The sequence below is a fragment of the Pontixanthobacter sp. CEM42 genome (assembly GCF_017812015.1).
GTDB lineage: Bacteria > Pseudomonadota > Alphaproteobacteria > Sphingomonadales > Sphingomonadaceae > Pontixanthobacter.
On sequence record NZ_JADQTN010000001.1, the window covers coordinates 124,452 to 148,133 of the forward strand.

A 23,682-nucleotide genomic window follows, 5' to 3' on the forward strand; every position below is an offset into this window, starting at 1 on the left:
TCCAAGATGGAGGCGCGCATAGAGAGATTATTACGATGGAACAGACTTACGAATTTGAACAGCATGAAGGCGGTTCGCCGATCAAGATGTGGACGCGCGGCGTTCCTGTCGATGACGGTGCAAAGCGTCAGCTCGCAAAGGCGGCCCAGATGCCGTTTATCTTCAAGCATGTTGCGGCCATGCCCGATGTCCATGTCGGTATCGGCGCGACCGTTGGTTCGGTAATCCCGACCAAAGGCGCGGTGATTCCGGCGGCTGTGGGTGTCGATATTGGTTGCGGCATGATGGCCGCGCGGACCTCTTTGATGGCGAGCGATCTGCCAGACAATCTTGAGGGTATTCGTTCCGCCATCGAAGCGGCTGTTCCGCATGGCCGGTCTGCAGGCCGAGGTCGGCGTGACAAAGGTAGCTGGGGTAACCCGCCGCCTGCAACAGTCGATGCCTGGGCAACGCTTGCCCAGCGGTTCGGCTATATCTTGGCAAAATATCCAAAGCTGAAGAACGCCAATACGGTGGTCCATCTCGGTACGCTGGGGACGGGTAACCACTTTATAGAGCTGTGCCTCGATACCGAACAACGCGTCTGGGTGATGCTTCACTCCGGCTCGCGCGGTATCGGGAACGCAATCGGGCGGTTCTTTATCGAGCTGGCGAAGGAAGATATGCGTAAATGGCATATCAACCTGCCTGACAAAGACCTTGCCTATTTCCCGGAAGGGACCGACCATTTTGACGAATATGTCGAGGCGGTCGAATGGGCGCAGGATTTTGCCAAGCTCAACCGGCAGACGATGATGACTAACGTCATCGCCGCGCTGCGGGCGGAGATTGCCAAGCCTTTCGATGCTGAATGTGAAGCGGTAAACTGCCATCACAATTATGTGACGCGGGAAAACCACTTTGGTGAAAACGTGCTGGTGACCCGCAAGGGCGCAGTGCGGGCAGCGAAGGGCACCCTCGGCATTATCCCCGGCTCGATGGGCGCCAAAAGCTTCATCGTGCGCGGCCTTGGTAACGCCGAGAGTTTCGATAGCTGTAGCCACGGTGCGGGACGCGTTATGTCGCGGACCGAGGCGAAGAAGCAGGTCTCGCTCGAAGAACATGTGGCTGACACTGCTGGTGTTGAATGCCGCAAGGATATCGGTGTGATCGATGAAACGCCTAAGGCCTACAAGCCAATCGAAAAGGTGATGGCCGCACAGAGCGATCTGGTGGAAATCGTCCACACGCTCAAACAGGTGGTGTGCGTGAAGGGGTAACCCTTCACGCCGCTATCTTCTAGGAAGATAGAATGATCACTATCGATGGCTCAGAAGGCGAAGGCGGCGGGCAGGTTCTGCGGAACTCTTGCGCGCTTTCGCTGATTACCGGTGAGGCTTTCACTATCGACAACATTCGCGGCAAGCGGGCGAAGCCGGGTTTGATGCGCCAGCATCTTACCTCGATCCAGGCTGCATGCCAGATCAGCACGTCAGACTGCGATGGGCTGGAAATGAGATCATCCAAGATCACTTTTCGGCCGGGTAAAGTCGTGCCAGGCGAGTATAGTTTCGCGGTTGGTACTGCAGGATCGACCGGTCTCGTTTTACAGACGATTCTGATGCCTTTGATCTATGCAGATGGTCCCTCACGCGTAACGATTGAGGGCGGAACGCATGCCGCGATGGCACCTCCGTTTGATTTCCTTGAGAAATGCTACCTGCCGATTATCGATCGGATGGGGCCAACCGTATCCGCCAAGATTGTGCGGCATGGCTTCTACCCGCGCGGTGGTGGCAAGATCGTGATCGACATCGATCCCGCTCCATTACGCGCGATTGATTGTATGGATCGCGGCGAGCTGATCAGCCGGTCAGGCATGATGAAATTTGCCGGTATTCCCTTCGATATCGCTGAGCGGATGATCAAAGCATCACGCAAAACCCTCACCGATTGGCGTGAAGGCGCTTTCATCTACCGCGACCTACCGGACTCGGAAGGGCCGGGCATGGCTATCCTGTTTGAAGCGGAATATGAGAATGTGACCGAAGTGGTTGCAGGTTTCGGCAAGATCGGCGTGAAGGCTGAACGGATTGGTAAGAGCACAGCTGCGCGGATTGCCGGCTATATCGGCTCGACAGCGTTTGCCGGGCCGTATCTACAGGACCAGCTGCTGTTGCCGTTCGCGATTGCGGGCGGCGGGAAGTTTACGTCTGTGAAGATCAGCCAGCACACGCTGACCGCTGCCGATATTATCGAGCGCTTTACCGGCCGAGCAACGCGGTTTTCAAAGCTTGATGACGGAACGCATCTGGTCGAGGTTGGGGGCTAAGTCGGGCCCTGACCTCTCGATCAACCGTTACGAACTTTCTGCAGGAAATCGCCCACTTGGTTACGCAGCGATGCCGCTTGATCTTCTAATTCGGTTGCCGAATTGAGGACCTGCGATGCCGCCGCACCCGTGGCGAGCGAGGTTTCACGTACGCCGACAATGCTGGATGACACTTCGTCGCTGCTACGGGCTGCGAGATCGATGCTGCGTGCCAGATCCTGACCTGCAACGGACTGCTGATCGACAGCCGACGCAATCGAGATTGCGGTCGATTCAAGCTGTTCGATCTGGCTACCAATTGTCCGCAGCGCGGATACGCTATTGGTGGTCGAGCTTTGCATTGCGCGGATCTGATCGGCGACGTCTTCAGTTGCGCGGCTGGTCTGTGCTGCAAGCTCCTTCACTTCCGATGCAACGACCGCAAATCCGCGACCGGCTTCGCCGCCGCGTGCAGCTTCGATGGAAGCGTTGAGGGCGAGCAGATTGGTCCGCTTGGCAATGGAATGGATCAGTTCCACAACGTTGCTCACTTGCTCAGCCGAGTCGGACAGAGCGGAAATCGTTGTATCGGCTTGTTCGGCAGACTCAGATGCCTTGCGAGCGAGCTCCGCGGAGGATGCAGCCTGACGGCTGATTTCGCCAATCGACATTGCAAATTCGTCGCTCGCTGCTGCGGCTGCGGTCACGCCGGACGAGGCTTCGCCCATTGAGGTCACAACCAGATTGGTTTGGTTGGACGACTGTTCTGCTGCTGCAGCCATGGAGCCTGCGGTCGATTTAAGCTGCGAGGAGGCAGATGCCACACCGCCGACAATGTCGCCGACGGTCCGCTCAAATCGATCAGCCATGCTGCGGACCAGCTTTTGCTGCTGTTCGCGCCGCTCTTCTTTCTCACGCTCGCGCTCGGCGAGTAGATCCTGCTCGGCTTTGACGCGCTCTTCGCGCTCCTTCGCATCGCGGATCAAGCGGCCATTGGCACGTTTGAAGACTTCCAATGCGCGGATCATATCACCGATTTCATCCTTGCGTTCGGCGCCTTCGATCTCGAATTCGGCGCGACCGGCGGCAAGCTCGTTCATTCCGCCGACGATTTCCGAACCTTTGCGGATCAGATCGCGCGCCAGAAAACGCATGCCGAAGAACAGGATCGCAACCGACATGCCCGCCAGAACCAATACGACACTCACCAGATCAAAAAAGTAATCCAATCCGGTGGTTTGCATTACATCAATTTCGTTCGCCAGCGTGGCTTCGAGGGCGTCGGACTGGGTGTAAAAAGTATCGCCTGCGGCGGCTAGCTCGTAGGCAAGACGGGTGGTCTCTTCGCTCGCGCCGGATTGGGTTCGGCTGGTTTTGACGCGTTCGAACGCTGCGCCATAACCATCCAATTGATCTTCCAAAGCGCCCACATTCGGTGTGAACTGCGGCGCATTATCGGCAATCACTGCCGCAATACCGCCAAGGCCTGATTGCGCGGAGCTCAGCGCTTCAGACATCCGTTCGCTTTCTGCGGTCTCTCCTGAAAGCGTATAACGCATCGCGTGATACCGCATTTCGCCAACCACACTGCGCAAATCAGCGGCCTCAATTGTAGCATCGGACAATGCGGCACGTGTCATCGTGCGATCATATAGCTGGACCATGCCGAACACGACGACACCTGCGGTAACAGTCAGCAGTACAAGAAATGCCCCGAACACCGCCTTCAGTTTCCGCGGAATGGGCTGATTCTTGAACCAAGCACGCAAGCGTGCAATCGCATTACTATGCTCTACAGGTGGGCTGTCCTGAGTTTCGGCGATCTCGTCTTCGATCTCGGTCACGATTTTGTCCATCGCGCTCATGACGCTTTCCTTTGTTGGGGGCTTTGTTCGCCGGCAATCTGGTTGGTTGTTTCGCTTGGGAGGAGAGCGCTCAGGTGCTGGGCAATATCCTCTGGCGGCATGGCTTTGAAATAGAGCCAGCCCTGAATTTGATCGCAGCCGGCGGAACGGACCAGATCGGCCTGGGCCTCGGTCTCGACGCCTTCGGCGGTGACATCCATTTTTAGCGCTTGCGCCATCGAGATACTCGACAGCATCATCGCGCGCAGGCTCTCATCATCGGCGGAATCAACAACCAGCGAACGATCAAGCTTGAGTTTCTCGAAACGGAATTGGCGTAGAAAGCCGATCGAGGCGTATCCGGTGCCGAAATCATCAAGCACCACATTGACGCCAAAGCCACGGATCAAATCGAGGCTGCGTTCAGCGACCACTGGGTCAAGCACGAGGCAGGTTTCGGTAATCTCTAGCTCGAGCCGCTCGGCTTCAAAGCCGGTTTCTTCCAGAATTTGACCCAGTTGGATCGGGAATTCCGGGTTGCGTAGCTGTGCCGCGGAGATGTTGACTGATAATTTTATACCGTTCCAGTCAATCGCGTCTTTGCAGGACTGCCGCAGAACAAACAGGCCGATTGAATTGATCAGGCCCGATTCCTCGGCAATCGGAATGAACACGTTGGGGCCGACTTTTTTGCCGTCCGGACGTTCCCACCGGATGAGCGATTCCACTGCGACAACTTCGCGCGTTTTCGCATCGACCAGTGGCTGATAATTGACCCGGAACTCATTGTTGAGCAGCGCGGCGCGTAATTCCTCATCCATGTCGCGGATGGCTTCTAGATTGCGGTCAAAGTCACCTTTGAACCAAGTGCAGCGCATTTTGCCGCCGCGCTTGGATACATACATCGCGACATCGGCGCGCCGCAGCAATTCTGAAGAATCCAGTCCGTCGCTGCCGGTCGTATGCGATAATCCGACGCTGGCGCCGATGGCTATCCGGCGTTCTTCAATCGGGATCGACTGACCTAGACGTTCGAGCAAGCCACGGCACATGCCCTCGAGAATGGTGTTCGATAGCGGGCCTGACATATATATGGCGAATTCATCGCCGCCGAGACGGAAGCACTTCGCATCTTCGCCACAAACTTCGCGCAGTATCACCGCGCATCTCTTGATCAGCTCGTCCCCGACGGCGTGGCCGTAGAGGTCATTGACCATCTTGAAACCATCGAGATCGATTAGCGCAACGGCGAGCTCCTCGTCCTTCGCGATCTTGCCGCGAATTTCGCCATGTAGAGATCGGCGATTGGGTAGTGAGCTGAGGCTATCGGTCAGACCAAGATTTTGCAGCTTGGCGACGTTTTTCAGTCCGACGACACATAGGGTCGCGACAGCGATGAAATAAGTGCCGAGGCCGCCCACGATCAGGAAAGGGGATAGTACAATCCGGTCGCTGGCCAGAACCAAAGCTGCAACGCTCGCAAAAATACCCGTGAGCACCACCAACGGTGCGATCACCAGCATTTTTGGCGCTGTGCCCAGTTCTCGCCAAGATATTTGCATTCAGACCCCCATACGGTCGGTTCTCCGACAGTCGATGTCGGGCTAGGGATTTGACCCTAAGGATTGGTTAATTTCTGGTTTACCCAGCGCTTTTTCTCCGCACAGGATACGCTTTGGTTTCACTGGTGTTCTGCATCAGGCTCGAGGGTGCGCGTTGGTAAAGACCCTGATGCCCTTCGACCGATTGGAACAGCTCGGTCCGGCCGACGGCAGTTTCCCCGGCGCCAATCATTAGCCAGCCATCGTCGCGCATCGCTTCGGCTATGCGATTGAATGCCTGTGATCTTCGCGCAGTGTCGAAATAGAGCAGGACATTGCGGCACAGCACCAAATCGAAGCGTTGAATATTGCCTGCGTGCTCTAGGATATTGCGCTGTTTGAACCGGACCATCTTGCGCAGATCAGCGGAGGGTTCCCAGCCGCGCTTTGTCTCGTTGAAATGGGTGAGCATTTGCGTCACGCCAAGGCCGCGCTGAATCTCGAATTGGGTGTAGCAACCGCGCTGTGCGGCTTTGATTGCTTTCTGCGAAATATCGGTGCCTACAATGTCGATCGTCCAACCTTTCCAAAGGCTGGGGTTGTCGGCGAACAGCATTGCGAGAGTCAGAGCTTCTTGGCCGGTAGAGCAGCCTGCCGACCATATTGAGAGGCGCTTCGTTTCCGCGCGCTTTGCTGCCAGATCGGGCAGGACCCGCTGCGACAGCAGTTCGAACATGATCCGGTCGCGGTAGAAATAGGTTTCGTTGTTGAGCAGTGCCTCGACGACATCTTGCGCAAGCGAGCCATTGCTGTGATCGGCCAGCAGGCAGACCAATTGATCGATATTGGTGATGCCGCGCTCGCGGAAAATGCCCGACAACGCGGTGCCGATACGCCAGCGGCGACCCTCGGTCAGGTGCTGACCAGTCCGCGCTTCAAGAAGATCAGCAATGATCCGGTAGGAAACTTCGGTCACTTCCATGCCGCCGCTCCCAATGTTGCCATGATTTTCGTGGCCAGTTCGGGTGGTGGCAGAATGACGGATGCAAGTCCGCGCTCGGCGACTGCGCGCGGCATGCCCCATACCGCGGAACTGTCTTGGTCCTGCGCGAAGATCGTTCCGCCCTGATCGATGAGATCAGCAGCGCCGGTCGCACCGTCTTTGCCCATGCCCGACAGGACTATGCCAATGGCATGGCCTTCGGTCGCCTTACCCAGCGTTTCAAACATAGGATCAACCGACGGCATACAGCCACTCGGCATGGTTTGTTGGGTGATCTTGCAGGCTAGGCCGTTTGAGCGGCGCACGACATTTAGATGGCCAGTGCCCGGCGCGACATAGATTTGACCTGGCTTGATTGCCATCCCGTCTTCGGCAACCCAAGCCTTGCGGACCGCTGCGAGTTCCAACTGGCGGGCGAATACGGGCATGAAAGAATCGGGCAGATGCTGAGTAACCAGAATGGGCAGATTAAACTCGCGCGGCAGGTTCTCGAGCAATGTGCAAAGCGAATGGATGCCGCCAGTGGACGCACCAATGGCCAGCACTTCCGGTGCTTTTCGCGGTATTCTGCGAAGTGTGGGTGCAGTGACCTTCGCTGCATTCGAAAGAGGCGTGCGGTTACCTTGTCCCAGAGCACGAATCTTGCTGAGAAGTGCTTCGCAATAGGCAGGTCCGAACCCTCCCGAGCGTGGTTTGGGCATAGTGTCGGCGGCACCCATTGAGAGTGCAGTAAGCGTGGCCTCTGCGCCTTCTTCGGCTAATGTAGAAACCACCAGAATTTGAATGCCAGTGTGGGATTCGAGAATCTTCGGGAGAGCGTGCAAGCCGCCCATGCCGGGCATTTCGAGATCGAGCAGCACCACATCGGCGGGTGTCTTACGCAGTTCCTGCAACGCCAGTTCGGCGCTACTGGTCTTACAAACGACCTCTAGATCGGGCTCAGCCGCTATCGTCCGCGCGAGCGCGGTACGCACGGTCAGGCTATCATCGACAACCATCACGCGCGTCGGCACCGACGAAGTGGCGCGACGTTTCGTCCCCGATGTCAGTATGGTGGTTTCACTGCCCATGGCCGCAGCCTCAGGCCATACCTACCAGTTGAAGTTTGATCTGGAGCGTTTCGTGATCGAATGGCTTCATCACATATTCGTCTGCACCGGCGCTGATAGCTTCGCGGATGTGCGCGATGTCATTTTCCGTGGTGCAGAAGACGACTTTTGGCTTGTCGCCACCCGGCTGCTGGCGCAGCTGTGTAATGAATTCGATGCCGGTCATTACTGGCATGTTCCAGTCGAGCAGGATCACGTCGGGCATTGTTCCCTGACAATGCACCAGGCCTTCCTGGCCATTCTCAGCCTCATCGACCGTGAAGTCGAGAGATTCGAGTATATGACGGGAGACTTTGCGGATTACCCGCGAGTCATCGACGATGAGACAGCTTTTCATTCCGGGCGATCCTTATAGTTCAGTGTGCGGGTAGCGGATTAAGGTAACCAAGTGCTTAAGCCGCGATTGCGGTCCGGCCGCCGATGAGTTTATGAATGTCGATCAGCAATGTCGGGCCGCGATCGGTTTCGACCATGCCCTGAGCGACGTGTTCCCATTCCTTGCCGAAGCCACCGGCTACGGGGGTGATGTCGGACTGGGTTTCAACGACATCATCGACGCCGTCGACCAGCAGCGCGTAGAGATGGCCATCCACTTCGATCACAGGCGAACGTTCGCCACGCTCGGTCGTGCCGTCTTGACCCAGCGCCTTGCGGCAATCGATCACGGTTAGCGATTGACTACGCATTGCGGTCAGACCTGCTACGTAGCCGGGCGCGCGCGGGACCGGATAAATATCATCCAACTCAATCACCGATTGGACTTCGACCGCCGGGATCGCGACGCGGCGTCCGGCGATATCGAGAATGACGATTAGTTCTCTCATGATCGGTCTCCTATGCGGGCTTTCCGCAGAGCGTTTTCCAGAGCCGCACGGTCATAGCGATAGACGCTGTCATCGTTTGCAGCCGCGGCATCGGGATCACTATGGATTTTGATGACGTGGCTGGCATCGGATGCTTCAATTGTTTCAGCTTTGTCGGCGAGGGCGATGGTAACATCGGCCGTCTCATCTGCATCGCTTGCAACACGGTAACCAGCGGCAGCAACGAGTGGTTGCAGCATCCGGTCAACCCAATCGTCACCTTCTGGCAAGCGGCACACCAGTTTCTCAACCGGAGTGGCCGCGCCGCCATGTTTGGCAAACAAGCGATATCCATCAACGACTGGTACGGGCTTACCCTCGATCAATGCGACGCCTTCGAGATTTTTATCGCTTTCGGGTGATGCAAGGTCTTCCGTGATGACGACGGATTCGCCCAACTCGGCGACGGCATAGGCTAACTCGCGTTCACTATCCGACAGGCGCAGCAGCTTAACATTGCCCGTTGGAATCTCCGCGTTTGCGGCTTTGTTTCCGACGCCGACCAGCGTCATGATGTTGCCGTCGACAACAACTTGCGAGCGGTCATCATCCACTGCAAATGCTTCATCTGGCACTTGATCGATTCGTGCGACTAATTCCATGCCGATAGCGCGGCGTTTGCCGTCCAGACCGACAAAGGTCATCAATGTCCGTCCACGCTCTTCAACTGCAGTCTTCTCGGTAATATTTGCTTGTGCTGGGCGGGCGCGAACATCGCTAACCAAACCGTTTTCGCTAGCAATAGTCGGGATGTCGAGCATCAGCACAGGACTGCCATCGTCGAGAAGCGTAGTGCCCGCATAAGTCCCGGTCTGCATGACCGCAGGGGCTAATGGTTTAATTACCAGATCTTCCTGATCGTGAATTTTGTCGACTGCGAGAGCAAACAGGTCGCCGCTACCGAGGCGCAGCAGTACGAGGCGCTGGTCCCAACCGGCAGCACGCGGTTTTACACCGAGCACATTGTTGAGGGTCAAGCAGGGCAGGCGGCGGTCGCGGAAAGTCACTAGATCGGTTTCGCCAACCCGTGAAAACTCGACCGATGCTGACGCTCCGTGCGCGATTTCCTCGACATAGGATTGCGGGATTGCGAAGCGCTGACCATCGACGCTGACGGTCAAAGCCGAGATGATGCTGAGCGTGAGCGGTATTTGCAGGAAGAACATCGTGCCTTCGCCCGGATTGGACGAGACAGTGATGGTGCCGCCGATTTTCTCGATATTCGCACGGACCACGTCCATGCCCACACCGCGGCCCGATACTGCGCTCACTTCATCTGCGGTCGATAGACCGGCTTCAAAGATCAGGTCAGTGACGCTTTCGGGCGGCATCGCGTCCAATTCTTTCTGGCTGACCAGACCCGATGCGACCGCTTTCTTGCCGATCTTATCTGCGTTCAGACCAGCACCGTCGTCAGAAATAACGATTGTGATCCGGTTGCCCGATTGGCGCGCAGCGATGGCGAGCATGCCGATCTCGCGCTTGCCGGATTTGAGGCGCTCGGACGGTTTCTCGATCCCGTGATCAATTGCATTGCGGATCAAGTGTGTGACCGGATCGCGGATCATTTCGATCATTTCCCGGTCCAGCTCGACATCACCGCCTTCGAAATCGACCATGACCTGCTTATCAAGTTCGGTCGAAAGGTCACGTACAAGGCGCGGGATAGCATTATAGAGATGTTCGATGCGCTGCATCCGCATCTTGGTGATAGCCTCGCGAACGTCCGACAGAATGCCGGAAAGACGTTCAAACGGGCCGTCCAACGTTGGTTCATTGCCCGCATCGCGCAGGCGGCGGGCAAGATCGTTGCGCGCCAGAACCATGTCGGACACGCCGCTCATTACCCGGTCGAGGAGTTCGACCGGCAAACGAATCGAGCGCGGTGCTTGCGGGCCTGTGTCGGTTGTTTTGGTTTCCGCTTCTTCTTGCGCGGAATGCATCGCGACTGTCTCTCCGACGTCGCTGGCATCGCCTTCAAGGGCGGCAATCAGAAATTCGTCGCTGCCTTCGGGCAGTTCTTCACCGGCTTCGATAGCGGTGGTCATCTGGGTGATGCGGTCAATAATTGCGAGGACTGCGGAGACCAAGCGGCTATCCGCATGGCGGCGGCCCGCACGCACTTCAGCGAGTACGCCTTCTGCGGCATGGCTCAATTTTTCCAGGCGCGGGAAGTCGAAGAAACCGCAATTGCCCTTAACTGTGTGAACAAAGCGGAAGATGTTGTCGAGCCGCGCACGGTCGGATGGTTCCGCTTCCCACGCAACCAGTTCACCTTCGATAGCCTCAAGCATCTCGCGCGTTTCCGCCACGAATTCTGCAAGTAGGTCGTCCATTACAAAACCCCCGGAATAGTCGGGAACTCTATGGGCGATGATGGTTAACGAAGTGTAAGCGCCGCTAGGCGTTACGCCTCACGCGATGATTGCTTTTGGCCAAGGATGCGCAGCACCAGAACCAATGCAATTGTGCCACCGATGACATTTGCAGCCAATTCAGCGGTATAAATGGCATCCGATCCCCATGCGGGGCGGAGCAGCCAAGCAATCGGCATCATCACCAGAAATACACGGAAGCAGCTTTGCGCGAGCGCCCAGCCAGCTTTGCCGACTGAATTGAGCGCGCCATTGCTGACGATCAGCAGGCCGAACCCGGCATAGCCCCATGCCGCGATGGCGAGATATCTGGAGAATTCTTCAATCACGGCGGGGTTGTCGCTGAATATCTGCGCAAACCATCCGCTCGCGGCGACCAGTACAACTGCTACAACCATTCCGTAAACTATTGAAAAGCCGGCGGCCCAGCGCATGGCTTGCTGTGCACGGTCGAATTGGCTCGCGCCCCAATTTTGACCGACAATTGATCCGATCGCGCCCGACAATGCGAGAAGGGGCACGATTGCGAAAGACTGGATGCGTCCCGCAGCACCAAAGCCAGCGACCGCGTCCTGCCCCTGCGTCGCCACCAATGCGGTCAGGACCGACAGGCCAATCGGGTTGATCGCATTGGAAAATCCGGCTGGGCCAGCAACCGAAGACAAGGCCTTGATCGCGGGGGCGATCTGATCTTTCTTGATGGCTGCAGGGTTGAACGGCAGCGCGGTGCCTTTGAGCAGAAATAGCGCCAGAATGATGGCAATCGCCCAGCCTGTATTGGTGGCATAGGCCGCGCCTGCAATCCCGAACCCCTCAAAGCCGAATGCACCGGTGATCAGGATCGGGTCGAGTATCCAGTTCGCGGCGGCGTAGCAGATTGAAACATAAGACGCTCTGCGTGCCTCTCCCTGACCGCGCATAACGCCATTGATGCCCATCATCACCATGATCAGCGGGAAGCCCATCGCGTATGGGATCATGTATGTGCGGATGATCGACATCAGCTCATCATCCGCCTGCATGAGCGTGAACAGCGGATCGAGCAGCGCTACTAGGATTGCTGCCATAACGATACCTACGATCAAGGCAAAGGCGATGCCGATATTCCCTCGGCTCGCAGCATTCTCGATATCACCAGCGCCCAGCGAGCGCGATACGACCGAATTGATTCCAACCATCACCCCGATACCGAGACTGCTGAGCGCAATGCTGATCGGGAAGATAAGCGCAATGGCCGCCAGTTCTGCACTGCCCAATTGGCCAATAAAGTACGCGTCGATCAAGCCGACTGACATCATTGCGGCGACGCCAATGATCATGGGAGTGGTTTGAGTGACAAGATGTCCGCGAATGTCGCCGCGTGTCAGTTTTGCTCCATCACTCATCGCACAGGCCCCTAGCGCGGCGAAATGGGGCGGGGAAGCGGTTTTCTGAGTGCGCGACCAAGATCACAGCAAGATCGCGACTTGTGCGGTGCGGCATCATCGTGCGATAAGTGGCCAAACGCAATGTAAAGAAAAGCCTAGGAGAGCGACGTGGCGACACAGTTGAAACCGAATTTGGAATGTAGCGAAGCCGAATGGCAGGCACGGTTGGATCTGGCCGCATGCTACCGGATTTTCGATCACCTCGGCTGGGGCGAGTCGATTTACAACCATATCTCAATCGCGGTTCCCGGCGAAGATGATACATTCCTGATCAATCCGTTCGGGCTGCTTTACGACGAAGTGACCGCATCGAATTTGGTCAAGATTGACGTCGAAGGCAACAATGTCGGCCAGTCGCAATATATGGTCAACAAGGCTGGCTTCACCCAGCATGCCTATTTCCACAAAACTCTCGGTGAGCGGGCGCAGGCAATCTGCCATGTCCACACGACCGAAACGATGGCGGTTTGCAGCCACAAAGACGGTTTGATGCCGACCAATTTCTACGCCTGTAATTTCCAGAACCAGATTGGCTATCACGACTTCGAAGGCGTGACCGTTCGTGAGGAAGAGGGCGTTCGCTTGGTAGAAAACCTTGGCGATCACAGCATTTTGATGCTGCGCAACCATGGTCCGGTTGTGATGGACAAGACCATTCAAGGGATGTTCTTGAAGATGTGGGCGCTGCAGCGCGCGTGCGAAATTCAGGTGGCTACGGTGAGCATGGGGAACCCGCGTATTGTGCCGCAAGAAGTGGTCGATGTGCACCAGCGCGATCTGTTCGTGATGCAGGAGCAAGGCGGTGCGGGCGTATTCGATTTTGAAGCGTGGAAGCGCAAGATCGACCGCATCGACACCAGCTGGCGCGACTGATCCACTAGGCCCAAACTAGCGGGAGCTTCCGCCCATGCCGCGGATGACGGTCAACGACCAACCGGTCGAATTTGATATGGATGCGGAGACCCCGTTATTGTGGGCTTTGCGCGATGCCGCGAATCTCACTGGCACCAAATATGGCTGCGGTGTGGGCGACTGCGGCGCGTGTATGGTGATTGTCGATGGCGAGGCTTTGCGGAGCTGCCTGATAACTATCGCCGAGGCAGAGGGTCGCTTCATTACCACTATCGAGGGCCTGTCGCGTGACCGGTCGCATCCGGTGCAGCAAGCGATGGTGGCCGAACAAGCAATCCAATGTGGTTTCTGCACGCCCGGTATCGTGATGGCGGGGGCGGCTCTAATCGCCAAGAATGCCGATCCCAGCAAGCAGGATGTTGAGGAAGCTATTCCCAATCTGTGCCGCTGCGGCGTCTATCCGCGGCTGGTCAATGCGATCCAGCGGGCAGGGCGTGTCACGCGGCGTCAGGAGACGATCAGTGCTGCTCCTGCTCCAGGTATCAGCTCCGAAGATGCGGCGGCAGAAGTTCCGGCCATTGTCGCACCTTCGGAGCGGGAAGAATAACTCGCCTTAGAACCGGCCGCTGATCGCGAAGCGCGCATTGAGGGGTGGGCCAACGGTGACTTGGTGCGTCGAGTGCGAGTTCGGAAAGTACAGCTCATCAGTCACATTCTCGACATTCACCTGTAGGCGGATATTGTCGGAGATATCGTAATACGCAGCTGCATCGATACGGATGTAGTCAGGCAGAGTGGCGCTATTGCCATTGTTGACGAAGCTTTCCGATTGATAGGTGAAGCCGGCACCCAGACCGAAGCGATCGGTGATCTGGAAATTGTTCCAAACCGATAGAGTGCTGTCGGGCAATTCGCGCGGGCGCAAACCAGTCGGACCGTTCTGGTTAACTTGCTCGCCATCGAGATAGCTATAGCCGGCCGATACCGTCCAGAAGTCAGACAGGCTGCCTTGCAATTGCAATTCAAAACCCTGGATTTTGGAATCGACGATCACCAGTTGCGACGCGTCATTGTCGTCAACTTGAGGAGAGCTTTGCTCAATCTCAAACACGGCACCAGTGAAACTCAGGCCGGGCCGAATATCCCATTTGATACCCGCTTCCAGATTGGTGAATGTGTTGGGATCAAGCGCGTTATTGCTGCCATTGATATTGGCAAATTGCTCGCCGCTGCGGGGAAGGAAGCTCTCCGAATAGCTGGTGTAAATCGAGATATTCTCTTGCGGCTTGATGATCAGTCCGAGACGCGGAGAGATTTGTTCGTCCTTGCGCGTCCGTACCTCACCCGCAACCACATTGTTCACTTCGATATCGAAGCTGTCGAACCGCGCGCCGAGAACGACATTGAGCCAATCGGTCAATTCAATCTCGTCTTGGATGTACGCCGAGAACACGTCGATGTTCACGCGCGTGTCGTCATTGATATCTACAGTGAAATCGTTGGTCGTCGCCTGGCCTGCAGCGTTGATACCCACGCCGTTGCTCAAGGTGAGCGGACGCGCGACGCTGAAGATTTCATTGTCATCCATGGTGGTCGACCAGAATGAATTGAAGCGATCTTGATCGGAAGACGTGTTGATATACTCGCCGCCGATAATCAGCGTGTGGTCGACGCTGCCTGTCGCGAAATCGGTGATGAAGTTACCGGCGAGTGTCAGGTTCTGCCGCTGCGTTGTGTCAACATAACCGTCGAGCGTGACTTGGCCGGGGGTGTTCGCCTGATCATAGCCCGAAGCGTAGAAATTCTGGTACAGCTTGTCGTAATCGCCATAGGCGGCAGTCACATTGATCTTCGCGTGTTCGGAAAAATCGTGCTGCAGATTGGCGCGTAGCAAGTGCGCTTCGAGTTCGGTGGTGTTGAGTTCAGGATCGCCAAAAACGATGTCCGCAAATGCCTCAACCGGTCGGCCGTCTGATCCTGTCGGGATACCGCGATCAATGAAACGCTGGTGATCGAGATATTCGTAGGACAGATTGATCGTGGTGTCGGGGCTCACCATAAACCGCGCAGTTGGATTGATGCCGATCCGCTCTCCATCATAGAAGTCGCGGTGGTTGTTCAGGCTCTCATACATCGCGTTCACGCGGAAGGCCGCCGTATCGCTGCTCGATAGGTTGAGATCAACTTGGCCAGCAAAGGCTCCAAATGTATCGACGCTTGCCTGATAACCGGTGAAGTTCTCGCCCAAGACGCCTTTCTTGGTTACGCGATTCAATACACCGCCGGTTCCGCCACGCCCGAACAAAAGGGCGTTGGGGCCGCGCAGGATTTCGACCTGCTCCAGATTGTAGAGCGGGCGATAATATTGAACATCGTCGCGCACGCCATCGATGAAAAAGTCAGCAGTTGAGCGGACGCCACGGAACACGACCGAGTCGCGATGGCCTTCGCCCTGCGATGTATTCACGCCCGGCGTGTAGTCGATGATCTGACCGATACTGTCGAAGCCGCGCTCACGAATCTCTTCGCTCGTGGTGATCGATAGACTCTGCGGGACGTCGATGATCGGGGTGGGGGTTTTCACCGCGTTGACTTGGTTGGTGTAGAGCACTTTGCCGGTGACGATGATGTCCTCATCGCCTGCTTCCTCGCCTTGACCTGTTGTTCGTGAATCCTGCGCCATTGCCGGATTTACAGTGAATGCGACTGTCAGAGCGGTGGCGCTGAGCAGGCGAGCGGTAAGTGTTTTCATGTGATTCGATCATCCCGTCCAAAAGTGATGAGCGACTCGCTATTGCAACTCACTCGCAATTGCAATTTATAATCGAAGCTTGGCGAAGAAAGTCTGATTTTGTAGGAGATTGGCAACAGTTTTATGGAGATTCACCATGCCGACGACTATGAAAGCGACTATCTGGCACAACCCCAAATGCGGCACATCCCGCAAGACTTTGGCGATTCTGGAGAACCTGTCGAAAGTCGATGTGACCGTGGTCGAATATCTGAAAGAACCACCGAGCGCGGAGAAACTGCTGCAACTCTATAAGGATGCGGGTATTTCGCCGGCCAAAGCACTGCGTCTTCGTGGTACCGATGCGGAAGAGCGCGGTCTGCCTGATGCCGATGATGCGACGGTAGTGGCAGCGATGGCCGCCGATCCAATTCTGATGGAGCGTCCGGTGGTTGAAACCGAAAAAGGTGTGCGCGTCTGCCGCCCGCAAGACACGGTTCTTGAAATACTTTGATTGGGCCTGGGGTGTTTGGGTTTAGGCTGGACGATCCTTGGTGGTGACTTCATCAGCTGACAGGGATTGCCAGCCAATCACAAATACTGCGAAGCAGAGTGCCACGACCGTCGCAAAGCTGACCCATTCGGACCAATTGTAGAGCAACACGCCCAGAGCTGGTGCGAACACAAAGGCTGCGCCTGTGGCGGAGGCTACGACACCCGACGCCTCACCTTGTTCAGCGCGCGTCACGGCCAGTGATGCGCCGGCGTTAAAGCCGGGGCGGAATAGACCAAACCCCAGCGATGCAATCGAGTAACCCAGCGCAATTCCGTGCAGATTCTGTGCGACGCCGAGCAAGACGACGCCCAGCGCCGCGAGCGCTACACCCCATAAGATCGCGGCGCGCGGACCGAGGTTCATGCGCGGAATCACGCCCCATTGGGCTAGCAGCGTTGCGACTGCACCGCACATTAGCACGACGCCAACCGGTCCAGCGCCTTCGAGCGGGGTGTCGCGCAGGCCCAAACGGTCGAGGACCAAGAAGCCCGAAATACCCAAAATCATTGCATGCGCGTGCCCGCCGAGCAGTCCAGCGATGACCCAAGGCCGCACGCGGGATTCGAACCATCCGATACGTTTCGGCTCGGGTGCCTGAACGGGCGCCTCATGTTCCTTGTCATCGTCGTCTGAAGAGCTGTCCGTTGAACTCGCGCCATAGGGCGCACCGAAAGCTGAACCGCGCGCGGCGAATTGTGGCTCGTCATTGGGCAGCAATATGCGCAGCGCGACCAATGTCACGATTCCAATGATTGTAAATGCCGCGAAAGGGCCAGTGAGGCCAAGCCCGGGAAAGACCAACAGAGGTGCCAGGGCCGGGCCGATGACTGTCCCGAGACCGAAGCTGGAGGCAATCAAGGACAGCGCCTGAGTTCGCTCTGACCGCGCGGTACGCGCGGCGACATAGGCCTGTACCGCAGGCGGGGCTGCCGAACCGAAGCCGCCATAAAGACTGCGCGCAGCCGCGAAGAACATGAGTGTCCAGAATGCCGAGAGAGCGCCGATCAGGCCGAACCACAAGACAATGCCGCACAGCCCCATCGAGGTTATGAATCCGACCATGCCGAGCGCCATCATCGACTTGCGCCCGCGCTTGTCGGACCGCCGCGCCCAGATCGGTGCGCAGATCACCCACAACAGTGCTGACCACGTGTACGCTAAGCTGATCCATACGTCATTGACGCCCAGTTCGGTCCCGATTGAAGGCATCACCGATTGCATGGCGGTGTTGCCCGCTGCGGTGGTCAGCATCACTGCAAACAGCAGCGCCATTCGCTCGCGCGAGATTGGTTTGCGGGGCGCTTCGGTAGCTGGAGATAATTCGCTCTTTAACATTGCCTTAGCCGCTACGCGCGGATAGCAGCGCTTGCAATGCGCAGGTGATTTTGGCAGGCGCGTTCACTTGCCACCTTCCCTTACGGAAGGGTCCAGCAATCCAGACTGCAACATAGGGCGCAATTTTGACAGATTCACAACAGGTTACTCCGGCAAAGCGCGCGGGGACAGGCGCGCGTTTGAGCAAATTGCTTGGCCAATGGGGTGTGTTTTTTCGCGGCTTTCTTGAGCATCCGAAGATGGTCGGATCGATCATCCCCTCATCGCGCTTCACGATCCGCAAAATGCTAGGCCCTGTGAAATGGGATGAGTGCAAACTGTTCGTCGAGTACGGCCCGGGCGTCGGCACTTTTTGCGAGCCGGTACTGGAGAAATTGCGTGCTGATGGTGCGATGATCGTGATCGACACTAACCCGCTATTTATCGACTATCTCAATCGCACGATCACAGACAGCCGTTTCACAGCCGTGCATGGCTCTGCTGCCGATGTTGAGAAAATCGTCCGCGATAACGGACATGAGCATGCCGACTATGTTCTGTCGGGCCTGCCATTCTCGACGCTGCCCGATGGCGTTGGCCCAGCGATTGCTGCCGCGACGCACCGGATTATCCGGCCCGGCGGCGCGTTTCTGGTCTATCAGTTTAGCGCCAAGGCGCGCGACTTCATGGCGAAGCATTTCACCCGGATCGATAGCGGGTTCGAATTTTGGAATATCCTGCCGTGTCAGCTATTTTGGGGCTGGAAAGAGTAAGCGCTCGAAAGTCGCTATTTCCTAATCAAACGTATCGCTGAGCGTTTCGGTTGGCTGTCCTGCCAATTGCCTGTGGATCGCGGTGTAGATCGCCAGCAATAGGGTCGATATCAGCGCGCCGAGTATGCCGGAGAGAATACCTTCCAACCACAAAGCGATCTGACCACTACCGATCAATGCGCTGAATAATGCAATGATTTGAGAAGACACCAGCCCGACTACAAAGACCGCTATAAACACCAGCACCATAAAGATCAGAACTTTGCGCGTATGTCCGCCGATCAGTTTCCATGATCGGACCATGGCCGAAATCGGGTTGTAGTTTTGCTCAATCGCGATCACTGGCCCCGCCAGTAACAGCCGCGTACCGACATAGAATATGCAAGTGAATGCGGCGACAGACATGATCAAGTTGATGATCGCCAACCCGGCTACGCCGGCGACAACCCCGAAGATCACCGCGATAATCATGGCTATGACAACAAACAGTACCAGCGAAACTGCATAAGGCAGGCAGCCAATGACGCCGATCTTCAATGCCTCGCCCACCGTCGGGCGATGGCCCTTACCTAGCAGGGCAAAGAGGGCAAGCGATCCGATGATTGCCAGCACCACATAGATCGCGATTACTGGCCAATGCTCACTCAAGAGAGCGAGCATAGCTGCGTTGAGTCGGTCGGGATCGTCGCTCAAAGCCTGCAAATGATCGACCGGGATCAGCAGTGTCGTTGCAAGCGACGGTAGGAAGAAGAACATCCCCGCCACCACGCTCAGCACATCGAGATTGGATCTCAGCATGGTCACTGCTTCATTCCACGCTTTGTCGAGATCAAATTTCATATACCAAACCCTGTTTCTGCAAATATCCCCCTTGATAACCGCTCCAGTGCACGCCACGCAATGACCATGTCTGGAAAACTCGCATCGGATATCGCGGTCAGGCGCGCTGTGGAGCAAGTGCCCTACCGTGCGGCGCTTGATGAAATGGATGTACGCAACCGTGCAATTGCAGCGGGTGATGCGCGCGAATTGCTGTGGCTGCTCGAACATCCACCGGTCTACACCGCTGGAACCAGCGCTGATAAGAACGAGATGCTTGATCCGCGTTTTGAGGTTGTCGAGGCCGGGCGGGGCGGCCGCTACACCTATCACGGGCCCGGCCAACGCATCGGTTATGTGCTGCTCGATCTAACCAACCGCGGGCGTGATGTCCGCCGCTTTGTGCACAGTTTAGAGGGTTGGGTGATCGATACGCTTGGCGATATCGGGGTCGAGGCTTGGCGTGCAGAGGGCCGGATCGGCATCTGGACCCGCGATATCGACGGCAGTGAAGCCAAGATCGGCGCAATTGGTGTCCGCGTGCGACGTTGGGTCACGATGCATGGATTCTCGGTCAATCTGGCGCCGGACCTGTCGCATTTCGCGGGCATTGTGCCCTGCGGCATTGCGGAGTTCGGAGTGACCAGTTTGGAGCGATTGGGCATCGCAATCACACCAGAGCAATGGGATGACGCGCTGCTTGCGCGCGGCGATGCATTCCTCGATATGCTGTCCGAAAATTCAGGAGCCAGACTATGATCCGCTATGCCATTTGCTTACTTGTTGTGCCGCTCTTGTCGGCATGCGGAGATGATCCGGCGCCAGTCACGACAGACGACGATGCGCGAAGCGCGGAGGGCGATGTGCTGGAGGGTTCGATCAGCGACGCGATGATCCCGCTCGATGAATTGCAATCAACTTCACCTGCGGCCCGCGAAACAAGCACACCCAGTGGATCAAGTGCTGCAGCTCCGGCGGTACCTGCGGCGGAAGAGGAGGCTGAGCCGGAACCAGTACCAGCCGAGCCAGCCGTAGAACCTGCGTCGGAGCCGGCACCGGAGGCAGAAGCCGAGTAAGCCTCGAACGATCGGTTTGTTAAACCAGCTCTAGAAGCTGTTCGGCTTGTTCCAAGCCGGTTCGATCAACCATAGTACCTTTGTGATTGACCATCGCCACGGAAGGCGTGCTGGCGAATAGGTCGACGATTGCCTGCGCCTCGGCGCGCTCATTGGCGGTTGGTTTGAAGGCATCGTTGATCAGTGCAACCTGACGGGGATGATTGGCCGCCATGCCGGTAAAGCCATCTTGCCGCGCTCTTCGTGCAGCCAATGCGCCCGTCTGGAGGTCTTTTGGATCGCGTACCGATGTCTCAATCGCGAGCAGCCCTAGCGTTTTCGCGAGCAGGATCGTAGTCCCGCGCACCAAGCGCATTGTATCGCACCATCGGCCGTCGTCGGTGCGCGTGCGTTGTGCGCCAATTTCCCGCGCTAGGCCCTCGGCATTCCAAGCGAATCCAGCAAGGCGCGGGTGCGGATCATCGGTGTAATCGCGCAGCGTTAAGGCCGAGCCGGGCGTCTCGCCAATCTGCGGAATGATCTTCGTGGCATTGTGACCCACACCGTGTCGCTGTTCGATCTCGTAGAGTTCCGAAGCAAGCATGCGGACTTGCTCCGGCCCCGTGCATTTGGGCACGATCAGCCCGTCGGGAGCGCCCGCCATTATGACCGATAGATCATCGATCCAATGCGTCCCGTCGAGCGGTTTGATCCGAAGCCAGCGCTTGAAGCTCTTCGGTGTCGACAATTGCTCCCGGAATGAACTGAACCATTCCGCGACATCTGCGCGTACTTGCGCAGCGTTCTCGTCATCGGGAACGAGGCTCATATCCACGACAAGCGTATCGGCGCCAATCACGGGCGCTTTGGCCAGCTGAGCGGCGCTGTTGCCTTTGATGGTCAGCCATGATCGCATGGTTAGCGACCATAGACCGTAATCCTTAAGGAGTTTTTGCGCCGGTCAGGCGGGTTGTTCCTCGGCGAGCGTTGGATAGTCGATATAGCCTGCGGGACCGGGCAGATACCAACTTTTCGGCACATCCACATTGGGAGCGAGATCGGCACCCGTCTTTATCCGCTCGGGCAGATCGGGATTGGAGATAAAGGGCCGACCATAGCTAACCGCATCGCAGCGTCCCGAAGCAACATCTGCGGCACCTGCTTCACCGGTATAGTCACTGTTGAGCACGAGCGGGCCAGTATAGATTTTACGGATCATGGCATCCTGCTGCGGCACATCGGTGCGGCCAAACGTACCCTCAGGTCCGGGTTGACGCAGTTCAAGGAAGCCAAGACCAAGCTCTTCAACCACCTTGGCTGCTTCACCGAAGATTGCTTCAGGGTTGCTGTCGTCCGCGCCTTGCGTGTCGCCATTGGGCGAGAGACGGATGCTGACGCGATCCGCGCCCCAAACGTCGATCAACGCTTCCAGTACTTCGCGCATGAAGCGAACGCGGTTTTCTGGCGGGCCGCCATATTCGTCAGTCCGAAGATTGGTGGTCTCGCGCAGGAATTGATCGATCAAATAGCCATTCGCGCCATGCAGTTGAACACCGTCAAAGCCGGCCTTTTTCGCGTTCTCCGCAGCGTGGCGATAGTCGCCCACGACGCGCGGGATTTCGCTCAATTCTAGCGCGCGCGCTTCCTGATGGGGTTGGCGGCCAGTCGGTGTGTGCGCGTGATCGGGGGCAGTCGTGGCCGAAGCAGAAACGCCTTTCTCACCGTCCAAGAAGTCAGGGTGCACAATCCGGCCCATATGCCACAATTGCAGTACGATCTTGCCGCCTTCGGCATGGACCGCATCAGTAACAAGCTTCCAGCCTTCGACTTGCTCATCGCTCCAGATGCCGGGAGCAGCAGGCCAACCGAGACCCTCTACGCTGATACCGGTCGCTTCGCTGATGATCAGTCCAGCGCTGGCGCGTTGGCGGTAATAGGTCGCCATCATCTCATTCGGCACAAATCCGGGAGGGGTCGCACGGCCGCGTGTCAGCGGCGCCATCAAAATGCGGTTCTTTGCCTCAATCGCGCCGAGTGTGATCGGCTGGAAAAGTGCGTCGGTCATAAAGGATGGCTCCCGTTATAAAGTATCTATTTGCAATCTACCGAGTCAGCTAAGGGGGCATGGTGAGCAATGCAACCGCAACAAAGCCGACTAGGACGGATAGCAATACTTGGCCGCGCTGGGTGCTGCTGGTCGCGCTGCTGGTAGGCAATGTCGCGCTGGCACTCGGGCCGTGGTTTGTCCGGCTGGCTGACACCGGCCCGGTTTCGGCTGCATTCTGGCGATTGTTCCTTGCTCTGCCGTTCCTGATCCTTCTCGCGAGAGGAACAGGGCAGGCGCTGACCGGTATCCCGCGCAAGACGTTGATCTTGGTTGCTCTCGGATCGATTGCCTTCGCACTCGATTTGTCGAGCTGGCATATCGGGATTGAGAAAACCCGGCTCGGCAATGCGACGTTGTTTGGGAATGCGGGCAGCATTGTGCTGCTTTTCTGGACCTTCATCATCACTCGCACCCTCCCGCGCGGGATGGAGTGGTTGGCGATTGTCTTCGCGCTTGGCGGGGCGAGCATATTGATGGGGCGGAGCTTGGAAATCAGCACCGCAACGCTGATCGGCGATTTGTTCTGCTTGGCAGCGGGTTTGTTCTACGCAGTCTATCTGTTGACCCTGCAAGACGCGCGAAAAGGCATTGGCGCATGGAGCCTGCTTGTGTGGGTGAGCGTCTTCGCTTGCCCGGTGATCCTGACGCTTGCGCTGATCAATGGCGAACCTGTCTGGCCAACCGACTGGACGCCGATTGTGATCCTGTTCGTTACCAGCCAGCTGATCGGGCAGGGACTGCTAGTGTTCAGCCTGCGCCACTTCCCGCCGTTGATTATCGGGTTGGCATTGCTAACCCAGCCTGCGGTTGCGGCGGTGATTGGGTACAGCGTGTTTGGAGAGGTTCTATTGCCGCTGGATATGTTTGGGATGGTGTTGTTGGGTGGTGCGCTGCTGGTGGCTAAAGGCAGTCAATCGCAGCAATCTAAGCTACCGAAAGGGGTGAATGGTTAGCTTCTCAAGGGACAATTTGGAGTGCTTTCCAAGTTCTTCATGATCAGATCGCTCCGGCGCTCCGAAGAGT

The 23,682-nt window shown here is 57.0% G+C and carries 22 protein-coding genes; 9 read left to right on the forward strand and 13 right to left on the reverse strand.

The window, feature by feature from the left end:
- Nucleotides 1-35 precede the first annotated feature (35 nt).
- The gene (locus J9777_RS00525; protein WP_209346862.1) at nucleotides 36-1,259 is read left to right on the forward strand and encodes an RtcB family protein; all 1,224 of its coding nucleotides are present in this window, start codon (nucleotides 36-38) and stop codon (nucleotides 1,257-1,259) included.
- Between the two features lie 32 nt (nucleotides 1,260-1,291).
- Complete coding sequence (rtcA, locus tag J9777_RS00530) at nucleotides 1,292-2,311, forward strand: RNA 3'-terminal phosphate cyclase (RefSeq protein ID WP_209346863.1); 1,020 nt, start codon at nucleotides 1,292-1,294, stop codon at nucleotides 2,309-2,311.
- 20 nt (nucleotides 2,312-2,331) lie between these two features.
- Here rtcA and J9777_RS00535 read toward each other — a convergent pair whose 3' ends face one another.
- The 8 genes from J9777_RS00535 to J9777_RS00570 all read right to left on the reverse strand — a co-directional run bounded on the left by J9777_RS00535 (nucleotide 2,332) and on the right by J9777_RS00570 (nucleotide 12,410).
- Nucleotides 2,332-4,155, reverse strand: a complete 1,824-nt coding sequence (locus tag J9777_RS00535; protein ID WP_245228456.1) for a methyl-accepting chemotaxis protein — start codon at nucleotides 4,153-4,155, stop codon at nucleotides 2,332-2,334.
- Nucleotides 4,152-5,696: an EAL domain-containing protein gene (locus J9777_RS00540; RefSeq protein WP_245228457.1), complete on the reverse strand. Its 1,545-nt coding sequence runs from the start codon at nucleotides 5,694-5,696 to the stop codon at nucleotides 4,152-4,154. The genes J9777_RS00535 and J9777_RS00540 overlap by 4 nt, the downstream gene beginning before the upstream one ends.
- A 79-nt stretch (nucleotides 5,697-5,775) precedes the next feature.
- Nucleotides 5,776-6,657 carry a CheR family methyltransferase gene (locus tag J9777_RS00545; protein ID WP_209346864.1) on the reverse strand — a complete coding sequence of 294 codons (882 nt, stop codon included), beginning with the start codon at nucleotides 6,655-6,657 and terminating at the stop codon, nucleotides 5,776-5,778.
- Entirely contained in the window at nucleotides 6,648-7,748 is a 1,101-nt protein-coding gene (cheB, locus tag J9777_RS00550) for a chemotaxis-specific protein-glutamate methyltransferase CheB (protein WP_245228458.1), read from the reverse strand. The genes J9777_RS00545 and cheB overlap by 10 nt, the downstream gene beginning before the upstream one ends.
- Before the next feature lie 10 nt (nucleotides 7,749-7,758).
- On the reverse strand, nucleotides 7,759-8,124 hold the full coding sequence (locus tag J9777_RS00555) for a response regulator (protein ID WP_209346865.1): 366 nt from the start codon (nucleotides 8,122-8,124) through the stop codon (nucleotides 7,759-7,761).
- Nucleotides 8,125-8,179: 55 nt separating this feature from the next.
- The gene (locus J9777_RS00560; protein ID WP_209346866.1) at nucleotides 8,180-8,611 is read right to left on the reverse strand and encodes a chemotaxis protein CheW; all 432 of its coding nucleotides are present in this window, start codon (nucleotides 8,609-8,611) and stop codon (nucleotides 8,180-8,182) included.
- Nucleotides 8,608-10,986 (reverse strand): chemotaxis protein CheA, encoded by a 2,379-nt coding sequence (locus tag J9777_RS00565; RefSeq protein WP_209346867.1) that lies wholly within the window; start codon nucleotides 10,984-10,986, stop codon nucleotides 8,608-8,610. The genes J9777_RS00560 and J9777_RS00565 overlap by 4 nt, the downstream gene beginning before the upstream one ends.
- Nucleotides 10,987-11,057: 71 nt before the next feature.
- Entirely contained in the window at nucleotides 11,058-12,410 is a 1,353-nt protein-coding gene (locus tag J9777_RS00570) for an MATE family efflux transporter (RefSeq protein WP_209346868.1), read from the reverse strand.
- Nucleotides 12,411-12,560: 150 nt separating this feature from the next.
- On the opposite strand from J9777_RS00570, the gene J9777_RS00575 reads away from it, so the two are divergent.
- Both J9777_RS00575 and J9777_RS00580 read left to right on the forward strand, forming a co-directional pair.
- Nucleotides 12,561-13,325 carry a class II aldolase/adducin family protein gene (locus J9777_RS00575; RefSeq protein WP_209346869.1) on the forward strand — a complete coding sequence of 255 codons (765 nt, stop codon included), beginning with the start codon at nucleotides 12,561-12,563 and terminating at the stop codon, nucleotides 13,323-13,325.
- Between the two features lie 34 nt (nucleotides 13,326-13,359).
- Nucleotides 13,360-13,911, forward strand: a complete 552-nt coding sequence (locus tag J9777_RS00580) for a (2Fe-2S)-binding protein (protein WP_209346870.1) — start codon at nucleotides 13,360-13,362, stop codon at nucleotides 13,909-13,911.
- A 6-nt stretch (nucleotides 13,912-13,917) separates the two neighbouring features.
- Here J9777_RS00580 and J9777_RS00585 read toward each other — a convergent pair whose 3' ends face one another.
- On the reverse strand, nucleotides 13,918-16,056 hold the full coding sequence (locus tag J9777_RS00585) for a TonB-dependent siderophore receptor (protein ID WP_209346871.1): 2,139 nt from the start codon (nucleotides 16,054-16,056) through the stop codon (nucleotides 13,918-13,920).
- 148 nt (nucleotides 16,057-16,204) lie between these two features.
- Here J9777_RS00585 and J9777_RS00590 point away from each other — a divergent pair, with 148 nt between their 5' ends.
- A complete protein-coding gene (locus J9777_RS00590) occupies nucleotides 16,205-16,549 on the forward strand; it encodes an arsenate reductase family protein (RefSeq protein ID WP_209348539.1) in 345 nt (114 codons plus the stop codon).
- A gap of 21 nt (nucleotides 16,550-16,570) precedes the next feature.
- Here the strand turns inward: J9777_RS00590 and J9777_RS00595 are convergent, their stop codons facing one another.
- Nucleotides 16,571-17,863: an MFS transporter gene (locus J9777_RS00595; protein WP_209346872.1), complete on the reverse strand. Its 1,293-nt coding sequence runs from the start codon at nucleotides 17,861-17,863 to the stop codon at nucleotides 16,571-16,573.
- 242 nt (nucleotides 17,864-18,105) lie between these two features.
- Between J9777_RS00595 and J9777_RS00600 the strand changes: the two genes are divergently transcribed.
- The gene (locus tag J9777_RS00600; RefSeq protein ID WP_245228573.1) at nucleotides 18,106-18,678 is read left to right on the forward strand and encodes a methyltransferase domain-containing protein; all 573 of its coding nucleotides are present in this window, start codon (nucleotides 18,106-18,108) and stop codon (nucleotides 18,676-18,678) included.
- A 21-nt stretch (nucleotides 18,679-18,699) separates the two neighbouring features.
- Here the strand turns inward: J9777_RS00600 and J9777_RS00605 are convergent, their stop codons facing one another.
- On the reverse strand, nucleotides 18,700-19,518 hold the full coding sequence (locus tag J9777_RS00605; RefSeq protein ID WP_209346874.1) for a glycerophosphoryl diester phosphodiesterase membrane domain-containing protein: 819 nt from the start codon (nucleotides 19,516-19,518) through the stop codon (nucleotides 18,700-18,702).
- 60 nt (nucleotides 19,519-19,578) lie between these two features.
- Here J9777_RS00605 and lipB point away from each other — a divergent pair, with 60 nt between their 5' ends.
- Both lipB and J9777_RS00615 read left to right on the forward strand, forming a co-directional pair.
- Nucleotides 19,579-20,256 carry a lipoyl(octanoyl) transferase LipB gene (gene lipB, locus J9777_RS00610; RefSeq protein WP_209346875.1) on the forward strand — a complete coding sequence of 226 codons (678 nt, stop codon included), beginning with the start codon at nucleotides 19,579-19,581 and terminating at the stop codon, nucleotides 20,254-20,256.
- Nucleotides 20,253-20,573, forward strand: a complete 321-nt coding sequence (locus J9777_RS00615; RefSeq protein ID WP_209346876.1) for a hypothetical protein — start codon at nucleotides 20,253-20,255, stop codon at nucleotides 20,571-20,573. The genes lipB and J9777_RS00615 overlap by 4 nt, the downstream gene beginning before the upstream one ends.
- 19 nt (nucleotides 20,574-20,592) lie before the next feature.
- On the opposite strand, the gene J9777_RS00620 is transcribed toward J9777_RS00615, so the two are convergent.
- Nucleotides 20,593-21,468 (reverse strand): CoA ester lyase, encoded by an 876-nt coding sequence (locus tag J9777_RS00620; RefSeq protein WP_209346877.1) that lies wholly within the window; start codon nucleotides 21,466-21,468, stop codon nucleotides 20,593-20,595.
- Nucleotides 21,469-21,513: 45 nt separating this feature from the next.
- The gene (locus J9777_RS00625) at nucleotides 21,514-22,617 is read right to left on the reverse strand and encodes an alkene reductase (protein WP_209346878.1); all 1,104 of its coding nucleotides are present in this window, start codon (nucleotides 22,615-22,617) and stop codon (nucleotides 21,514-21,516) included.
- 59 nt (nucleotides 22,618-22,676) lie between these two features.
- Here J9777_RS00625 and J9777_RS00630 point away from each other — a divergent pair, with 59 nt between their 5' ends.
- A complete protein-coding gene (locus J9777_RS00630; RefSeq protein ID WP_209346879.1) occupies nucleotides 22,677-23,612 on the forward strand; it encodes a DMT family transporter in 936 nt (311 codons plus the stop codon).
- Nucleotides 23,613-23,682 lie beyond the last annotated feature (70 nt).